Below are 18,663 nucleotides of genomic sequence, written 5' to 3'. Positions count from 1 at the left end.
GAAAACGATGGATATTAAACAGTTAAAATATTTAATCGCGCTCGACGAGACCCGCCATTTTGGCAAGGCGGCCTCGCAGTGCAACATCACCCAGCCGACCCTTTCCATGCGCATCCGCAGCCTGGAAGGGGAGCTCGGGCTGGTACTGATTGTGCGCGGGCAGCGCTTTGAAGGGTTTACGCCGGAGGGTGAACGCATCCTCGCGTGGGCCCGCGCGCTGCTGGCTGCACATGACGGGCTACAGGCGGAAGCCGCGCTGTGCAAAGGTCAGGTGGTGGGCGAACTCCGTCTGGGAATGGTGCCGCTGGCGAGCGTGGATCCGATGATCTTTATCCGTCTGCTGACGGAAAAATACCCGGAGCTGACCTACAGCCTCTATTCCATGTCCTCCGCGCAGATTGCCGACGGCGTCAGCCGCAATCAGCTTGAGCTGGGGATTTGCTATCTCAACAGCATCGACACCAGCCTGTTCGATATTATCCAGCTTCCCAAAACGAAGATGGGCCTGCTGCACGACGTCCGCCATTTCCAGCTCGGCCAGGAGACATTGACCTGGCACGATCTGACGGATTTTCCGCTGGGGTTCCTGACCAAAGGGATGCATTACCGGGCGCATATGGAGGCCAGCTTTAAGTCTGCTGGCATTGAACCGACGTCCGTTTTCGAGAGCGACTCCACGTTCCAGATCATCCAGGCGGTGCAAAGCGGCGTGTGCTGCGCCGTGATGCCGCTGAACAACGGGCTGGAAGAGTTGAACAGCCATTTCAGGATTGTCCCCATCGCCGACGCGGATATCGAGGCCCCTGTCGGCCTGATTATGCGCAGGCAAAAACCCGTCTCCTCGCTGGCGCTGCGCTGCTTTACCGACGCGCAGGAGATCTATCACGCCAGCAATGAGGCGTAGGCCTGACGCGTCACCACGCTAAAACCGCGGATCAGCACCGCGTCGCAAACGGCCCGGTGCTCCGGCGAACTCACCAGCGCGTGGAGCGCATCGCGAAGGGCGTTCAGGGTCTCAGGCGAGGTGCGGGGCGAGGTAATGAGCGGCAGCCCTGGCGTCAGAGGGGTATGGTCAATGACCGCCAGACCCGTCAGGCTTTCCGGTTCGTGACGCTGCAGCAGTGCCCAGGTGACACAGTCGATGGCCGCGATATCCCCTGCCCCGCGTTTGACATCCTTCAGCGACTGGCGATGGCTGCCGCTAAAGGACGTTTGCGCGAAAAACGGCTCCTGAGCCACCAGAGGCGCCACTTTTTTTCGCAGCGCATTGTAGCCGGACTGCGAGTCCGCAGAGTTACAGACCGCCCGTCGTCCGCGAAAATCCGCCAGCGTGAGGTGCCGATCCTCCTCGCGCGCCACCAGAAAGCTGCGGTAGTGGATCCCTTCGCAGCCCGGGACTGCGTAGTGAAAACAGCCGACGACCTGCACGTCCGGAAGCTGCGTGACGAGTGGATAACCGCAGGTCTGGCTGAGGATAAGCTCGGGCTGTTGCCAGTGGGTCAGCAGATCGGACTCCGGCCCGTCGGGGACATCTTCGACGGGCACACCGCGTGCGGCCAGCAGCCCCTTTACCGCCAGCCAGAGCGCGCGCGTGTCGGCGCGATCCACCGCATACATGGGAAACGCCAGCAGGTTACTCATACCCTTCCCCCTGTTGCTTTCCGGGGTGAACGGTGACGTCGACGGGACTGAGCCAGAACCGGCGCAGCCATTCACCGTAGCCCCTGACCAGAAAACCGCGGTTTCGCTCCCGGTACGCCTCCCGGTTTTGCTGGTAGATCGCCTTCAGTCCGTACCACGGCACGCCCGGTAGATCATGATGTACTGAATGATAGTTGAGATTCAAAAACAGTATCCGCCAGAACAGCCCGGCCTCGTTAATGACGGAGCGCGCCAGCGGATCGTCCGCCGCACGATGTTCGAAAAACGATCGTACCTTGGTCAGCGCCAGCGCCGGATAGCTGACCGCCAGCACAAACCAGACGGGGGAAAAACCGACGTGCGTCATCCAGGCGAAAAGCGCCGCCAGCAGCGTGATGTGAACCAGCCACATCGTCATCGCCCGCAACTGAAGATGACGAAACGCCGCCACCGCGTTGCCCAGCGTCTGGACGATATCCAGCAGCGGCGCCAGCAGAAGCCGCCCGGCAAAGGTATTCCGGGCCCGGATCAGGCGCTTCTGCCAGGGGGAAAAGCGCGCCCAGCTCGCCTCGGTAAAATAGTACGACTCCGGGTCATCCACCGGATGGGTCAGGCTATCGTACCGATGGTGGGCCAGATGGGAATCCCGGTACAGGCCATACGGATACCAGACCGCTAGCGGGAGCGTGCCGAACAGCTGGTTAAGCCAGGCAAAACGGGTGGGATGCCCGTGGATAAGCTCATGCTGCAGGGACATATACCAGGCGGTAAACCCGATCAGCAGCAGCGTGGCGGGCAGCAGGCCGAGCGTTTGCCAGAACGCCAGCGTGGCAAACCAGCCCGCATAAATCGTGAACATTAACAGCCAGGTGGGCACTTCGCTTCGCCATAAGAAACCCGACGCGAGGCGGTGAATTTGATTGCGTTGTTGCGGATGTAAATAGAGGGAGCTTCGTTTACCCATTCCTTCAGACGCCGTTTCGCCAGAGACAGTGCCCTGACGATCGGGGATTACGCCTGAAATCACAAACAACTTAAATCGCTTTGCTTTGCCAGAAACGTGAAGTGCGGGCACGCTTGACTTATTCTGTGTTAAAGGTACTTTTCAGGACATGAAGAAGATCCTGATTATCGTTCCCGACGGCGGCATGCTGTTTGAAGCCGCCGGTATCGCCGACATTCTGATGCAGGCCAACCGGCTGCATCCGGAAGGGCTGGCGCATACCCGCTACCGGATTATCATCGCCACCACGCAGCCTCACCAGGTGATCCACGGCCAGTCCGGTCTGAACCTGCTGGCGGACTATCGTCTGCCGGAGCTGGATCCGCGTGAACCGCTGGACACTATTATCATCACCGGACGCGGTATGAACGAGCAGGAGAGCACGGCGGTGGTGGACTGGCTGCACCTCGCTGCGCCGCACGCCCGGCGGGTAGCCTCTATCTGCGGCGGCGCGATGCTGCTGGCCCAGACCGGCTTGCTGGACGGTCGGCGCGCCACCACCCACTGGCGGCTGCTGGAGACCCTGCAAGCCCAGTACCCGTCAATCCAGGTCGAAGGCGGCCCGCTGTACATTCAGGACGGCCCCATCTGGACCTCCGGCGGCGTGAGTTCCGGGTTCGACCTGACCCTGGCGCTGGTGGAGGACGACTACGGATTTACCCTCGCCCGCGACGTGGCGCAGGATATGGTGATGTACCTGCGACGTCCCGGCGGACAGCTGCAGTTCAGCCGCTACAGCCTGCAGCAGCCGGGCACAGCAGGGCCGATAGGCGAAGTGCAAAGCTGGATCCTGCAGAACCTCACCGCCGATCTGTGCGTGGAGAACCTGGCCGAGAAAGCGGCGATGAGCCCGCGTAACTTCACCCGCGTGTTTACCCGCGAGGCCGGGGTCTCGCCTGCCCGCTACGTGACCGAAGCGCGACTGGCCGCCGCCCGCCAGCTGCTTGAGCAAACCCGCGATCCCCTTGAGCGCGTTGCGGAGCAAAGCGGATTTGGTACCAGCATTAATTTACGCCGCATCTTTGAGAAACAGCTTCACCTCACGCCCGGCGAATACCGCCAGCGCTTTCACTGCCGCAAGATGGCGTAATCTGATCCTTTTTTGTCATTTACGCCAGCCGGCCCGACGCCTACAGTGACTCCAGACAACAGAGATAAGGAGTGCACCATGGTTAAGGTCGGTATTAACGGTTTCGGCCGTATCGGACGTAATGTCCTGCGCGCGGCGCTGGGCAACCCGGATCTGCAGATTGTGGCGATTAACGATCTGACGGACAGCAAAACTCTCGCCCATCTGCTGAAACACGATTCCCTTCTGGGCAAACTGCCCGCGCCCGTTGAAGCGGGTGACGGTGCGTTGCAGGTAGACGGCCAGCGGATCGTGGTATTTAGCGAACGCGACCCGGCGAATATCCCGTGGCGTGATGCCGGGGTAGACGTGGTGATTGAGGCCACCGGCTTCTTTACCGAGCGGGAGAAAGCGGCGGTGCATATCACCCACGGCGGCGCTAAGCGCGTCATCATTTCCGCCCCCGGGAAGAACGACGACCTGACGATTGTGATGGGCGTCAACCATGACCAGTACGATCCCGCCCGGCACGCGGTGGTGAGCAACGGGAGCTGCACCACGAACGGTCTGGCACCGGCCGCTCAGGTGCTGCATCAGCAGTTCGGAATTGAGCATGGCCTGATGAACACGACGCACGCCTACACCAACAGCCAGGCGCTGCACGATCAGCCGGAGAAAGATCTGCGCGGCGCCCGCGCGGCGGCGCTGTCGATTGTGCCCTACTCCAGCGGCGCGGCGAAAGCGCTGGGGAAAGTGATCCCCTCCCTGGACGGCAAGCTGACCGGGTACTCCCTGCGCGTGCCGGTGCCGGTGGTGTCGATTGTCGATTTAACCGTGACGCTGAGCCGCAACGTGACCGCCGAAGAGGTGAATGACGCGTTCCGCAACGCGGCCGCCAGCGGGCCTCTGAAAGGCATTCTGGGCTATAGCGATGAACCGCTGGTCTCCAGCGATTACCAGGGTGACCCGCGCTCCTCGATTATCGACGGGCTTTCCACGCTGGTGATTGGCGGGAAGATGGTGAAGATCCTGGCGTGGTATGACAACGAATGGGGCTTCTCTAACCGCCTGGTGGATCTGGCGGTATTGATGGATAAGAAAGGGCTGTAAACCTGAGGCCGGGTGGCACGAACGCTCACCCGGCTAAAAAATCACTCCGCTTTCACTTTCACACCCATAAACACAATCACCATCGCCGTCACCAGCAGCAAACCGCTGCCCGCGAACACGCCGCTGGCACCGTTAAGATCAAATACCGCCCCACCTCCGGCCGCACCGGCGCTTATCGCCAGCTGGATTGAGGCCACCAGCAGCCCCCCTGCACTTTCGGCTTCATCCGGAACGGTGGTCGCAAGCCAGGTTGACCAGCCCACCGGAACCAGTCCAAATGCAAAGCCCCACAGCGCGACCAGCAGCCCGTCCAGCATCGCCAGATGACCAAAGGCGACCATCATGAGCGCGAGAACGCCCATCGCAAACGGCACCAGCGCCAGCGTCAGGCGCAGATTACGTGCCAGCAGATGTCCGGCCACGGAGGTGCCCACAAAGTTGGCGATGCCAAAGCCCAGCAGGATCAGTGAAATGGTTTCCACGCTCGCCTGCCCCACCGTCTCCAGGAACGGACGCAGGTAGGTAAAGAAGGCGAAATGGCCGCTGAAGATCAGAATGGTCGCCAGCATGCCGCCGATCATCCCTGGACGACGCAGCACGCGGAACAGCGTACTCAGGCTACCGCTGCTCTCCGGCTTCATGGACGGCAGCACCCAGAGCTGCCACAGCAGCGCCAGCATGCTCGGCAGAATGCAGAGAATAAAGACGTTGCGCCAGCCGATCAGGCTGCCCAGATAGCTGCCCAGCGGGGCCGCGACCACCGTGGCAATTGATACGCTGGAAAAGATTACCGCCAGCGCTTTCGGCACTTTATCCGCCGGAACCAGACGCATCGTTGTCGCCGTCGACATGGCCCAGAATCCCCCGATGGCTATCCCCAGCAGCAGACGCCCCATGAGCAGGACGTGCAGGTTGGGCGCAAAGGCCACCAGCAGGCTGGAGATAATTTGCAGCACCGAGAAAAACATCAGTACCCAGCGGCGGTCGATACTCTTGGTAGCCGGGGTGATCAGCAATCCGGTGACCAGCGCCACCAGCGCGGTGGCGGTGACAGCCTGTCCGGCCATCCCCTCGGTCACGCCCAGGCTCGCGGCCATGGGTGTTAACAAGCTGGCGGGCAGAAATTCTGCCGTAATCAAACCAAATACCCCCAGCCCCAGTGAATAGACGGCCCGCCAGGCGGGTTTTGCAGGCGCTACCGCCTCGCTCGCCGCGACACATGAACTCATCTGTTGATCTCCCGTTATAAAAATGTGACTACTGTCGCAAAAGAATAGAAGGTTCACCCTGGACGATCTATGACATATAATCTCCACTTATTGATTATTCGTCCGGAGTTGCGCCATGACCGTACAGTCACCCGATTTGATCAGCGAACTTTTACGGGGCATGCGCCTGTCAGGCGTGAAATACCGGCGGATTGAAGCCAGCGCGCCCTTTGGCGTCGCGTTTCATCAGGCTCCCGGCCGGGCACAGTTCCATTTTGTGAGCCACGGTAGCGCCCTGCTGCGCATGGCGAGCGGCGCAACGTTCGAACTGAGCGGCGGCGACGCCCTCTTTATTCCCGGCGGGAATTCCCACGCTTTGCTCTCTGACGAGCAGGCCACCCTTACCCCGGTCAACGCCTTCCCGAGCGAGCCTATCTGCAGCTCGGTCTGCGCCATTACCTGCGAGCCCTGCCCGGAGAGCGAGAACACCCTCATTTTTAGCGGGTGCATGGATTTTGAGCTGGGCGGGATGCAGCCGCTGATCAAGGCGATGCCGGAAGTGATGATGGTTAGCCGGCTGATGTCCACCTGGCCGGAAATTCATCCGCTGCTGGCGGCGATGGAGCGGGAATCCGCGGCGCGTCAGGCCGGGTATGCCGGGATCCTTGCGCGGCTGGCCGACGTGGTGGCGGCGTTAATTGTGCGGGGCTGGGTTGAAGGCGGCTGTGGCAAAGCCACCGGCTGGGTGCAGGTGCTGCGCGATCCGCGCCTGAGCCGGGCCATTTACGCCATGCACCAGCAGCCAGGCCTGAACTGGAGCGTGGCGGATCTGGCAAAAGAAGCCGGGACTTCCCGATCCGTTTTCGCGGAACGGTTTCTCGCGGCGACGGGAACCACCCCGGCAAAATATCTCAGCGAGCTGAGAATGCGGCTGGCCATTCAGTATATTCGTCATGAAAACCAGCCCATTGAAACCGTCGCGCTGCGGCTGGGGTATGGCTCTCTGGCGGCATTTAGCCGGGCGTTTAAGCGCATCATTGGCCATGCGCCGGGCACGCTGCGGGAAGCCAGCCAGACCGCGGAAGAGGTCTGAAAGCGCGGCAATATTTAACGCGAAGCGGGCAATATTCGTCTAAGGTTTTCAGGTGATTGACAACAGCGGTCACGCTGTTTAGTGAAGACAGGAGACGAACTGATGATAAGACCTCGTACACTACGCCCCGCGTTTTTGCCCCTTGCGTTAGGCGGCGCGCTGCTCGGCGTAACGACACTGGGCTATGCCGACGATAACCCCGCAACCCAGACAACCTCACCCGATATTTTACTTGGCCCTCTGTTTAACGACGTGCAGAGCGCCAAACTGTTTCCCGATCAGAAAACCTTTGCGGATGCCGTCCCCAAAAGCGACCCGCTGATGATTCTGGCGGACTACCGCATGCAGCACACGCAGTCCAGCTTTGACTTACGCCACTTTGTCGAGATGAACTTTACGCTCCCTGCGGAAGGGGAAAAATACGTTCCGCCTGCTGGACAAAGTTTACGTGAGCACATCGACGATCTCTGGCCCGTACTGACGCGCACTACCGATAAAGCCAGCAACAAATGGGATTCCCTTCTGCCGTTACCGAAGCCCTACGTTGTGCCCGGCGGACGTTTCCGCGAGGTCTACTACTGGGACAGCTATTTCACCATGCTGGGACTGGCAGAGAGCGATCATTGGGACAAAATCAGCGACATGGTGGATAACTTTGCGTATGAGATCGACACCTTCGGCCACATTCCCAACGGCAACCGCAGCTATTACCTGAGCCGCTCCCAGCCGCCGTTTTTCTCGCTGATGGTTGAACTGCTGGCGACCCATGACAGCGACGCGCTGAAGAAGTATCGTCCGCAGATGGAGAAAGAGTATGCCTACTGGATGGACGGCGTCGATGCCCTGCAGCCGGGCCAGGCCAACAAACGCGTGGTGAAACTGGATGACGGCGCTGTCCTCAACCGCTACTGGGACGACCGCGATACGCCGCGCCCGGAGTCCTGGCTTGACGATGTGAATACCGCGAAAAGTAACCCTAACCGACCGGCAACCGAGATCTACCGTGATTTACGGTCCGCCGCGGCTTCGGGCTGGGACTTTAGCTCCCGCTGGATGGACGATCCGCAAAAACTCGGCACCATCCGGACCACCAGCATTGTGCCCGTGGACCTGAACGCCCTGATGTTCAAGATGGAAAAACTGCTGGCCCGGGCAAGCCAGGAGAGCGGCGATGCCGCCAGCGCAAGCAAGTATGAGACGCTGGCCACCGCGCGCCAGAAAGCCATCGAGAGCCACCTGTGGAATGATAAAGAGGGCTGGTACGCCGATTACGACCTGAAGAGCAAGAAGGTACGCAATCAGCTCACGGCGGCGGCCCTGTTCCCGCTTTACGTCAAGGCGGCGGCGCAGGATCGTGCCGAAAAAGTCGCCGCGGCAACCTCCTCTCGTCTGTTGAAGCCGGGCGGGATAGCGACCACCACCGTCAACAGCGGCCAGCAGTGGGATGCGCCAAACGGCTGGGCTCCGCTGCAATGGGTGGCCGCGGAAGGGTTGCAGAATTACGGGCAAGAGAAGGTCTCGATGGATGTGACCTGGCGCTTCCTGAAGAACGTTCAGCATACCTATGACCGGGAAAAGAAACTGGTCGAGAAGTATGACGTGTCGACCACCGGTACGGGCGGCGGCGGCGGCGAGTATCCGCTGCAGGACGGCTTCGGCTGGAGCAACGGCGTGACGCTGAAGATGCTGGACCGGGTCTGCCCGAAAGAGAAACCGTGCGACAGCGTGCCGGAGAATCGGCCTGCGGCGAATGATGAGGTGGCGCCGGTGAAAGCCTCGGCGCAGTAAGGGAGTATTGCCGGGTGGCGGCTACGCCTTACCCGGCCTACTTTTTGCCCTCACAGGGCCTTGCTCAGAAACTGTAACTTGCCCCAAGCTGATACGTTCTGTCCCGCCCAATCCAGCAGTTGGTCGCGTCGTAGCAGGTCAGCGTCTCTTTGTTGGTGATGTTCTGCGCGCTGGCCTTAAGCGTTAGCCCGGCCAGCGAAGGCAGGATTTCACCCATCCGGTAGGATGCCGACAAATCGTACTGGGTGGTACCGCCCAGCTTACCCGCATCGTTAGCGGGTGAGATTTCCATCGGGCCGGTATAGCGCGCCCCCGCCCCCAGCATCAGCCCTTTCAGCGGTGTGTTTTCAAAGGTGTAATCCCCCCAAAGGTTGAAGGCATTCTCCGGCACCTGCGTTGGACGTTTACCTTTGTACTTGTCATCTTCCGTGTTGATCGCGTGGGTGTAGGCGTAGTTGGCAATCAGCGTCAGGTTGTCCGTCGGGCGGCTGATGGCAGACAGTTCCGCCCCTTTGGATTCCACTTCCCCGGTCTGACGATAGTTCAGGAAGCCCGGATCGGAGGTAACGACATTTTTCTGGCGGATGTTAAACACCGAGGCGGTAAAGGTGGTGGCGTAATCCGCCAGCAGATATTTTACCCCGCCTTCCACCTGCTTGCTGGTGGTCGGTTTGACGTCTTTCGCCACGAGCGTGCCCTGCGGCGACACCGGCGCAAAACCTTCGGAATAGCTGATAAACGGCGAAATCCCGTTATCAAAGGCGTAAAGCGCGCCCAGACGTTTGGTGACGCGATCCTGCGATACCCAGGCCTTATCACCGTTTTGCAGATAATTAGTAGTGACGGAGCGATAATCATCGTAACGCAGGCTGGCCAGCAGATTTAACCCGCCAAACTCCACCTGATCCTGCAGGTAATAGCCGTTCTGCTGATAGCTCAGACGGTTTTTCTGAGCGGTATACAGCCCTAATGCGCTTTCGCTGATTTGCGAATAGTCAGGATTGCGCATATCCATGCCCGGCGTGGTCGATGCGTAACGGTAGTGAAAATGGGAGTTCAGCTTCTGATAGTCAAACCCGGCCAGCAGATGGTGTTGCCAGTCACCCAGCGCCACGGTTTTGGTGACCTGGTTATCGATGTTGAAGCTCTGCAGATCTTCATCGGTGGTGTAGGCAAAACGGTTGAGCTGATAAACCTCGCTTCCCGTGCCCGTTGCATAGACGCTGCGCTGGTGCGTGTCGACGTCGAAATAGCGCGCCTTCTGGTTAAAGCCCCAGCCGCTGTCAAACTCATGCTCAAAGCTGTAGCCCAGCATCCACTGACGCTGCTTAAACCCGCTCCACTCATCACCGGCGTAATCGCGCTTGCCCGCGTATGTCGAGCGCAGGTAGGCGATCGGAAGCGGGTTAGACGGCGTCAGGCTCGGGGAGTTCTGCGCCAGCGCATCCAGGGTGAGGCGGGTTTTGCTGTCGGGTTGCCAGGTGACGGACGGGGCAACCAGGTAGTTTTCATACCGGGTGGTGTGCGGCTGATCGTCATTTTCCGTCGCTTTACCCAGCAGGCGGTAGTTCCAGTCGCTGTTGGCAATCTGCCCGGTTGAGTCGAGATAGCCCTCTTTCAGGTTGCGGTTGCCGGTGTTAAAACCGAATTCGGTTCGCGCTTCCCGCTGCGGCTTTTTACTCTGGATATTCACCAGCCCGCCCGGCGAGCCGCCGCCGTAGAGAACCGATGAGGGGCCTTTCAGGATATCAACGCTGTCAATCAACAGCGGATCGATGCGCGCTTTGGTATTGCCGGTGACGTTATAGGGTAACTGCAGCCCGTTGTAGAACTCCTGGTCGACGGTAAAGCCACGAATTTTATATTCGCTCATGTAGGAGGTATTTCCCCGCACTTCGGTTGAAACGCCCGGCGCATAGCGGAGGATTTCATTCACGGAATTCGCATGGCGCTTGTCAATTTCCGGCGCAGAGAGGGTCGTGATGACCTGCGGCGTTTTACTTTCAGCTACGGCCGATTTCGTGGCGCTGTTCGTCCAGGCCGGCAGCGCGCTGCCCTGCTCTGCGCCCGTGACGACGATAGTGGATTCTTCGGCGAATGCCGGAGCGTGCAGTGCGAGCGTGATGGCGCCTGTCAGGGCGCAAAGCGTAAAACGAGAGGGAGTCATAATGTCGTCTTGTTGTTAGATGCAATACGGAACGACAATTATTATCATTTACATTAACAAATCAATACTCAGGTAAAAAAACGGCCCTCCGCAGAGAGCCGTTTACGTTATCTTATGCTCGTCGCAGTAACCTGAATATGCCCAGCACCACAATGGCGCCCACGACAGCGACCAGAAAACTGTGCAGGTCAAAACCACTTATGTTGCCTCCGAAGCCAAACATCGTCGCCAGCCAGCCGCCCACAACCGCACCAACGACCCCGAGTACGCAGGTCAAAATAAAGCCGCCGCCATCGTTTCCCGGCATGATCAATTTCGCGATAGCGCCAGCAATAAGACCAAAGATAATCCAGGCGATGATACCCATAGCGATGCCCTCTTGCAGGTTTAACGCATGTGCAGAAAACCTTCTGCACAGCTAACGTAAGTATAGGTCATCGCCGGAAAATCATTTTCTTGTCACCGACTTATCTTTGCCTGAACAGGCAAAAAAAACTCACCGGTTTGTATTAAGTTTCATTGCAGATTGCCGATAACGCTAAGACAGTCTGTCATCTATCAAGGAGCCATCCGGCGTGAGTCATTACAGTGAGCAGTTCCTCAAGCAAAATCCGCTGGCTGTATTAGGGGTATTACGCGACCTGCAAAAAGGTGAAGTGCCGCTGCGCATCAGCTGGTCGAATAATCAGTTCATCAGTAAGATCCTTGACGCCTCGCAGGAGCGGCTGGTGATTGATTTAGGCAGTCAGGAGTATGAAAACCGCGCGGCGCTGAAGGCGGAGAATATCGCCGTGATGGCCGAAACGCAGGGCGCCAAAGTGGAGTTTGTCCTGTCGCGACTGGAACTGAGCGAATACCAGGGGCTACCGGCCTTTGTGACCCCGCTTCCCACTAATCTTTGGTTTGTCCAGCGTCGTGAATATTTCCGCATCAGCGCCCCGCTTCACCCCGCCTACTTCTGCAAGGCCAAAATGCCGGACAAAAAAGAGATTCGCTTCCGTCTCTTCGATCTGTCGCTGGGCGGTATGGGCGCGCTGATGGATACGCCGAAGCCTGACGGACTGGTAGAGGGCATGCGGTTCACGCAAATCGAGCTGGATATGGGGGGCTGGGGGCGGTTTTATTTCGATGCACAGCTGATTGCCATCAGCGAACGCACCGTCGTGGACAGCAAAAATGAAACGATCACCACGCCGCGTCTGAGCTTCCGTTTCCTCAACGTCGGACCTGGCGCTGAGCGCGAACTGCAGCGCATTATCTACTCCCTGGAGCGGGAGGCGCGCGAACGCGCAAATAAAGTTCTGTAAAAAAACATCGGGCAGCGTGACCGCCGCCCGTCTGCGGCATTACATGGCATCCATCGCTTTCTGCACTTTCCAGATATAACGAGGCGCCTGTGGTGCCGGGTGATTTTTCACCACATGCTCAAAGAATTCGTCTTTGTCCATGCCGTTAATCTCTTCTATCGCCTCTTTGCGGTCAGAGGAGAAGGTTCTCAGCAACGCGCCGGCGCCGTTAACGTAAGACACCACCAGCGCGTACTGCATGACCTCCGGATCCTGAATCCCCTTCAGCACGCCATGCTCCATGATGCTCAGATAGGCCGTGCCCATTGAAATGTTGCGCTCCGGGTTCTTCAGCTCGCTGGTCGACGGCTGGCCGCTCCAGCCCATGTAGCGGTATACCTCTCTCCCCGCCGTTGACGCTTTAAGCTGCATCAGCCCCACCGCGTTGGACTTGCTGACAAGCGTGGGGTTACCGCCGGATTCCACCGCAATGATCGCCGTGATGAGGCGCGGACTGACGCCCCAGGCTTTCCCGGCTTGTTCACTGATCGGCATCCACTGCATCGCCCGCTTCACCGGCACTTCCGGGTTCCAGGGCGGGTTTTGATAATCATGTTTTGAACTACAGCCAGCGAGCAACACAATCAAAAAAGCAAACCATCTCAATTTCACGTCATCTATCCTTATAGCCGGTCATCGCGGTGCGCCGCCCCTTGAAGCAGGCGGCGTATACGCGGCATGATATAGACAATTAGTTTCTCATTCAGCAAGGAATTGCCATGTCTCAGATTCATCTCATCGCGCCGTCGGGCTACTGCATTAACCAGGACGCGGCGCAGCGGGGCGTTCAGCGTTTGCTGGAATCGGGCCACCAGGTAGAAAATCAGACGATTATCCCCCGCCGCCAGCAGCGTTTTGCCGGTACCGAAGCGCAGCGGCTGAATGATATCAACAGCCTGGTGAACCTGAAGGGTGAAAACCGGATAGTGCTGGCGGTGCGCGGCGGATATGGCGCGAGCCGGCTGCTGGAGAGCATTGACTGGCAGGGCCTGGCGGAGCGTCAGCAGCAGGATCCGCTGCTGATATGCGGCCACAGCGATTTCACCGTCATCCAGCTTGGGCTGCTGGCGCTGCATAACGTCATCACCTTCAGCGGCCCGATGCTGGCCGGTAACTTCGGCGCGCCGGAGCTGGAAGCGTTCACCGTGGAACATTTCTGGCGCGCGCTGCGTAATCCCACCTACAGCGTGGAGTGGCAGGGGAATGGACCGCACTGGGAATGCGAAGGTCAGCTCTGGGGCGGTAACCTGGCGATGGTGGTTTCGCTCATCGGTACGCCGTGGATGCCGCAAATCGAGGACGGCATTCTGGTGCTGGAAGATATCAACGAACATCCGTTCCGCGTCGAACGCATGCTGTTGCAGCTCTATCATGCCGGTATTCTTGAGCGCCAGTCCGCGATTGTGCTGGGCAGCTTCAGCGGCTCTGAGCCGAATGACTATGACGCGGGTTACTCCCTGGAAACCATGGTTGAGTTCATTCGCTCGCGGCTGGATATTCCGGTGATCGCCGGTCTGGACTTCGGTCATGAGCAGCGCACCGTGACTCTGGCGCTGGGGGCGCACGCCTCCCTGCTCCATAATGATTCCGGCTCCCGGCTGACCATCAGCGGCCATCCTGTCATAAAGGCATAAAAAAGCCGTTATACCCCCTTAATAAAACGCTGTTGCCGTCGTTAATATGTTAGGGTTTTAGTAACAGCGTTAACATTGAGGTGGGAGTAAGAGAACATTGGATGCCGCAGCGATAATCAGCCTTTTCATTCTGGGTTCGGTCCTTGTAACCAGCAGTATTTTATTAAGTTCATTTTCATCGCGTCTCGGCATACCTATTCTTGTTATTTTCCTCGCCATCGGCATGCTGGCCGGCATTGATGGCATTGGCGGTATCCCATTCGATAACTACCCTTTCGCCTACATGGTGAGTAACCTGGCGCTGGCGGTGATCCTGCTGGACGGCGGCATGCGCACCCAGGCGAGCTCCTTCCGCGTGGCCTTAGGGCCCGCGCTGTCGCTCGCCACGGTCGGCGTGTTGATTACCTCCGGCCTCACCGGAATGATGGCCGCGTGGCTTTTCCATCTGAATATCATGGAAGGGTTGCTGATAGGCGCCATCGTGGGCTCAACCGATGCGGCTGCGGTGTTTTCCCTGCTCGGCGGTAAAGGGCTTAACGAACGCGTTGGCTCCACGCTTGAGATTGAATCCGGCAGCAACGACCCGATGGCGGTGTTTCTCACCATCACGCTGATTGAGATGATCCAGCAGCACGAGACGGGGCTCAGCTGGATGTTTGCGTGGCATATCCTGCAGCAGTTCGGGCTGGGGATTGTTATTGGCCTGGCGGGGGGATACCTCTTACAGCAGATGATCAACCGCATCTCGCTGCCCGCGGGGCTTTACCCGCTGCTGGCCTTAAGCGGCGGCATTCTCATTTTTGCCGTTACCACGGCGCTGGACGGCAGCGGCATTCTCGCCGTCTACCTCTGCGGGTTCCTGATGGGCAACCGCCCTATTCGCAACCGCCATGCCATTTTGCAGAACTTCGACGGCCTGGCATGGCTGGCGCAGATCGGCATGTTCCTGGTGCTCGGTCTTCTGGTTACCCCATCGGACCTGCTGCCCATCGCCGTTCCGGCGCTGCTGTTGTCTGCGTGGATGATCTTCTTCGCCCGTCCGCTGTCGGTATTTGCTGGCCTGCTGCCGTTTCGCGGCTTCAACCTGCGCGAGCGCGTCTTTATCAGCTGGGTGGGTCTGCGCGGCGCGGTTCCGATTATTCTTGCGGTCTTTCCGATGATGGCCGGTCTGGATAACGCCCGGCTGTTCTTTAACGTGGCCTTCTTCGTGGTGCTGATTTCGCTGCTGTTCCAGGGAACGTCCCTCGGGTGGGCGGCGAAAAAAGCCAAAGTGGTGGTGCCTCCCGTGGGCTGGCCGGTGTCGCGGGTGGGGCTCGACATTCATCCGGAAAACCCGTGGGAGCAGTTCGTCTACCAACTGAGCGCCGACAAATGGTGCGTGGGCGCTTCGCTGCGCGATTTGCACATGCCGGCCGAAACGCGCATTGCCGCCCTGTTCCGCGACAATGTCCTGTTGCACCCTACCGGCAGCACCCGCCTGCGCGAAGGGGATATTCTCTGCGTGATTGGCCGCGAGCGTGACCTGCCCGCGCTGGGCAAGCTGTTCAGCCAGTCGCCGCCGGTGGCGCTGGACCAGCGTTTCTTCGGCGATTTTATTCTGGAAGCCAGCGCCAGGTTTGCCGATGTGGCGCTGATTTACGGCCTGGATGAAGGTGCTGAAGACGAAGATAGCCAGCAAACGCTGGGCGAAATCATCCAGCAGCGGCTTGGCGCTGCCCCGGTCGTGGGCGATCAGGTAGAGTTTGCCGGGATGATCTGGACGGTAGCAGAGAAAGAAGATAACGCTGTAAGGAAAGTCGGTTTGAGGCCGATGGAAGAGGAAGCGGAGTAGCGGTTTTTTGCCGGGTGGCGGCTTCGCCTTACCCGGCCTACAAAACCCTCGAACGTAGGCCGGGTAAGCGTTAGCGCCACCCGGCGAACATACGTTACACCGTCACAACCGGCACCCTCGGTGCCAGGGCACACATCAGTTCATACCCTACCGTGCCCGCCGCGGCCGCCACGTCATCAATTTTGATTTCGTTACCCCACAGCTCGACCGGGGAACCGATACCCGCCTGCGGGCAGGGCGTCAGGTCAACGGCCAGCATATCCATTGATACGGTGCCTACCGTTCCCGTGCGGACTCCATCTACCCACACAGGCGTACCGGTTGGCGCAATGCGCGGGTAGCCGTCGGCATAGCCGCCCGCCACGATACCAATCCGCTGCTCGCCCTTTGCCCGATAGCGGCTACCGTAGCCCACCGTGTCGCCAGCTTTCAGGGTCTGCACGCCAATGATTTCACTGCGCAGGGTCATTACCGGCTTCAGGCCGCTGTTGGCGATATCCTGCCACTGCCCCGAGGGCGACGCACCGTACAGAACGATCCCCGGACGCACCCAGTTGTAATGCGCCTCGGGATGCCACAGCGTGGCCGCCGAGTTGGACAGCGATCGCGGGCAGTCCAGCCCTTCTGCCGCCTGCTCAATGCGGACCATGGCATCGGCGATACCGTCCGGTTTTTCCGCGTCGGCAAAGTGCGCCATCAGCGTCATTTCACCCACGTTCTTCAGGGCGCGCAGCTGCTGCCAGACCGTATGCACCCGCTCAGGCTGGAAGCCCAGGCGGTTCATGCCGCTGTTGACCTTGAGATAGATATCCAGCGGCGCGTGGAGCTTCGCATCCTGAATCGCTTTGATCTGCCAGTTGCTGTGAACGCTGGTGGTCAGCCGGTACTTATCCAGCAGCGGCAGATCGTCGGCGTGGAAGAAGCCCTCCAGCAGCAGTATGGGCCCTTTCCAGCCGCGCTCGCGCAGCAGAATGGCCTCTTCAAGATTGAGTAACGCAAAGCCATCGGTGGCGCTCAGCGCGCTCCAGATACGGTCAATGCCGTGGCCGTAGGCATTCGCTTTCACCACCGACCACACGCGTGCGCCAGGTGCTGCCCGACGAACAATCTGCAGGTTATCCTTCAGGGCCTGCAGGTTCAGCTGAGCGAGAACAGGACGGGACATGACAGCTCCTTAGTTATGCGCGCCGTGCAGGTGCTGTGGACGCGAAGGCGTAAACCCCGATTGATAGCGCGCGACACTGAGATCGTCAAACGGAATGGCCGGCGTGCGTCCGGAAATCAGGTCGCTCAGCAGCTGCCCGGAGCCGCAGGCCATCGTCCAGCCAAGCGTACCGTGTCCGGTATTGGTCCACAGGTTTTTGAACGGCGTGCGCCCGACAATCGGCGTGCCGTCCGGCGTCATCGGACGCAGGCCGGTCCAGAAAGTCGCCTGCTCGACAAAGCCACCGCGCGGGAAGAGGTCCCCTACCACCATCTCCAGCGTTTCACGACGCGGTTTCAGCAGTTCGGTGTTGAAGCCGACGATCTCCGCCATGCCGCCTACGCGGATGCGGTTATCGAAGCGGGTAATGGCGATTTTATAGGTTTCATCCAGAATGGTAGAAACCGGTGCGCCGCTCTCCTCTTTTACCGGAATGGTCAGCGAGTAGCCTTTTAGCGGGTAGACCGGAATATCGAGAATGCCCTTCAGCATGGCGGTGGAGTACGAACCAAACGCCATGACGTAGGCATCCGCTTTGATCACCTCTTCGCCACACTTCACGCCGTAAATTTTTTCCCCTTCCGACAGCAGCTTGTCGACAGAGGTGTTGTACCGGAATTTCACCCCTGCCTGCTCGCACATCTGCGCCAGACGCTGCGTAAAGAGCTGGCAGTCGCCGGTTTCGTCATTCGGCAGGCGCAGGCCGCCCGTCAGCTTATGCGCCACTTCCGCCAGCGCAGGTTCAACCTGACCAAGCTGGCTGGCTTCCAGCAGCTGATACGGTACGCCAGCATCTTCCAGCACGGCGATATCGCGGGTGGCGTTTTCATACTGTTGTTCGGTGCGGAACAGTTGGAGCGTTCCGCCCTGACGGCCTTCGTACTCAATCCCGGTTGAGGCGCGCAGCGCTTTCAGGCAGTCGCGGCTGTATTCCGCCAGGCGCACCATGCGCCCTTTGTTCTCCATGTAGTGGCGGGTGTCGCAGTTGCGCAGCATCTGCCACATCCACTTCAGCTGGAACTGCGTGCCGTCAAGGCTGATGGCCAGCGGCGCGTGGCGCTGGAACATCCATTTAATCGCTTTCAGCGGAACGCCCGGTGCTGCCCACGGTGCCGCATAGCCCGGAGAGATTTGCCCGGCGTTCGCCGCGCTGGTTTCCAGCGCGGGGCCTGACTCACGATCGATAACGGTGACGTCATGTCCCGCCTGACTTAAATACCAGGCGCTGGTTACCCCAACGACACCACTTCCCAGTATGACAACACGCATAGCCACTCCATTATGTGCAAAAGAACAATCTTCTAATTACAGATTGATAACCTAGTTGAAAATATTATTCAACATACGACTTTTTTATGGTGACTTACCTCACACATCCCCCAGCATCAGGGGATAGTGCTAATTTGGGATCTCCTGCTGCGCGTTATTTTTAACCAGCATAAAATGCTGAGAGACGCCCTTTTTTTGCCGTATCAAAAACGCGAAATCGCAAAGAAAAAATTTCTGCCCCAGCACGCTTTTTAACACGTTGATCTATGCTTGAAAGGAGGCTCTCCAGACAGAGAGAGC

16 protein-coding genes are annotated in these 18,663 nt (G+C 59.0%); 8 read left to right on the top strand and 8 right to left on the bottom strand.

What is annotated here, in order from left to right; translation table 11 throughout:
- Positions 1-7: 7 nt before the first annotated feature.
- A complete protein-coding gene (locus FHC48_RS13510; protein ID WP_059362508.1) occupies positions 8-904 on the top strand; it encodes a LysR family transcriptional regulator in 897 nt (298 codons plus the stop codon).
- Here FHC48_RS13510 and FHC48_RS13505 read toward each other — a convergent pair.
- Entirely contained in the window at positions 883-1,641 is a 759-nt protein-coding gene (locus FHC48_RS13505; RefSeq protein ID WP_059362511.1) for a phosphate/phosphite/phosphonate ABC transporter substrate-binding protein, read from the bottom strand. The genes FHC48_RS13510 and FHC48_RS13505 overlap by 22 nt on opposite strands.
- The gene (locus FHC48_RS13500; RefSeq protein ID WP_059362546.1) at positions 1,634-2,605 is read right to left on the bottom strand and encodes a fatty acid desaturase; all 972 of its coding nucleotides are present in this window, start codon (positions 2,603-2,605) and stop codon (positions 1,634-1,636) included. Before FHC48_RS13500 ends, FHC48_RS13505 begins: the two co-directional genes overlap by 8 nt.
- Before the next feature lie 148 nt (positions 2,606-2,753).
- On the opposite strand from FHC48_RS13500, the gene FHC48_RS13495 reads away from it, so the two are divergent.
- Entirely contained in the window at positions 2,754-3,734 is a 981-nt protein-coding gene (locus FHC48_RS13495) for a GlxA family transcriptional regulator (RefSeq protein WP_025913131.1), read from the top strand.
- 78 nt (positions 3,735-3,812) lie between these two features.
- Positions 3,813-4,823 carry a type I glyceraldehyde-3-phosphate dehydrogenase gene (gene gap / locus FHC48_RS13490; protein WP_059362514.1) on the top strand — a complete coding sequence of 337 codons (1,011 nt, stop codon included), beginning with the start codon at positions 3,813-3,815 and terminating at the stop codon, positions 4,821-4,823.
- 41 nt (positions 4,824-4,864) lie between these two features.
- Here gap and FHC48_RS13485 read toward each other — a convergent pair whose 3' ends face one another.
- The gene (locus tag FHC48_RS13485; RefSeq protein WP_025913132.1) at positions 4,865-6,052 is read right to left on the bottom strand and encodes an MFS transporter; all 1,188 of its coding nucleotides are present in this window, start codon (positions 6,050-6,052) and stop codon (positions 4,865-4,867) included.
- A gap of 115 nt (positions 6,053-6,167) precedes the next feature.
- Here FHC48_RS13485 and FHC48_RS13480 point away from each other — a divergent pair, with 115 nt between their 5' ends.
- Positions 6,168-7,124 (top strand): AraC family transcriptional regulator, encoded by a 957-nt coding sequence (locus FHC48_RS13480; RefSeq protein ID WP_059362517.1) that lies wholly within the window; start codon positions 6,168-6,170, stop codon positions 7,122-7,124.
- 102 nt (positions 7,125-7,226) lie between these two features.
- Positions 7,227-8,912, top strand: a complete 1,686-nt coding sequence (locus FHC48_RS13475) for an alpha,alpha-trehalase (protein WP_021240398.1) — start codon at positions 7,227-7,229, stop codon at positions 8,910-8,912.
- A 64-nt stretch (positions 8,913-8,976) separates the two neighbouring features.
- Here FHC48_RS13475 and FHC48_RS13470 read toward each other — a convergent pair whose 3' ends face one another.
- Entirely contained in the window at positions 8,977-11,079 is a 2,103-nt protein-coding gene (locus FHC48_RS13470; protein WP_220418807.1) for a TonB-dependent siderophore receptor, read from the bottom strand.
- A gap of 112 nt (positions 11,080-11,191) precedes the next feature.
- Positions 11,192-11,446: a GlsB/YeaQ/YmgE family stress response membrane protein gene (locus FHC48_RS13465; protein WP_008502662.1), complete on the bottom strand. Its 255-nt coding sequence runs from the start codon at positions 11,444-11,446 to the stop codon at positions 11,192-11,194.
- Positions 11,447-11,654: 208 nt separating this feature from the next.
- Between FHC48_RS13465 and FHC48_RS13460 the strand changes: the two genes are divergently transcribed.
- Positions 11,655-12,386, top strand: coding sequence for a flagellar brake protein (locus FHC48_RS13460; RefSeq protein ID WP_008502663.1), 732 nt, complete (start codon positions 11,655-11,657; stop codon positions 12,384-12,386).
- 39 nt (positions 12,387-12,425) lie between these two features.
- On the opposite strand, the gene emtA is transcribed toward FHC48_RS13460, so the two are convergent.
- Positions 12,426-13,037, bottom strand: coding sequence for a membrane-bound lytic murein transglycosylase EmtA (gene emtA / locus FHC48_RS13455; RefSeq protein ID WP_008502664.1), 612 nt, complete (start codon positions 13,035-13,037; stop codon positions 12,426-12,428).
- 107 nt (positions 13,038-13,144) lie between these two features.
- Between emtA and ldcA the strand changes: the two genes are divergently transcribed.
- Positions 13,145-14,059 carry a muramoyltetrapeptide carboxypeptidase gene (ldcA, locus tag FHC48_RS13450; protein ID WP_059362522.1) on the top strand — a complete coding sequence of 305 codons (915 nt, stop codon included), beginning with the start codon at positions 13,145-13,147 and terminating at the stop codon, positions 14,057-14,059.
- A 97-nt stretch (positions 14,060-14,156) separates the two neighbouring features.
- The gene (locus FHC48_RS13445) at positions 14,157-15,890 is read left to right on the top strand and encodes a potassium/proton antiporter (RefSeq protein WP_023325491.1); all 1,734 of its coding nucleotides are present in this window, start codon (positions 14,157-14,159) and stop codon (positions 15,888-15,890) included.
- A 94-nt stretch (positions 15,891-15,984) separates the two neighbouring features.
- Here the strand turns inward: FHC48_RS13445 and dadX are convergent, their stop codons facing one another.
- Positions 15,985-17,055 carry a catabolic alanine racemase DadX gene (gene dadX, locus FHC48_RS13440; protein ID WP_008500515.1) on the bottom strand — a complete coding sequence of 357 codons (1,071 nt, stop codon included), beginning with the start codon at positions 17,053-17,055 and terminating at the stop codon, positions 15,985-15,987.
- Positions 17,056-17,064: 9 nt separating this feature from the next.
- The gene (locus tag FHC48_RS13435; protein WP_008500514.1) at positions 17,065-18,363 is read right to left on the bottom strand and encodes a D-amino acid dehydrogenase; all 1,299 of its coding nucleotides are present in this window, start codon (positions 18,361-18,363) and stop codon (positions 17,065-17,067) included.
- Positions 18,364-18,663 lie beyond the last annotated feature (300 nt).

The organism is Enterobacter sp. EC_50 (assembly GCF_019584525.1).
Taxonomy (GTDB): Bacteria; Pseudomonadota; Gammaproteobacteria; order Enterobacterales; family Enterobacteriaceae; genus Enterobacter; species Enterobacter roggenkampii.
Note: the sequence above shows the minus strand (reverse complement) of the source record. Positions and strands in the feature narration are given on the sequence as shown.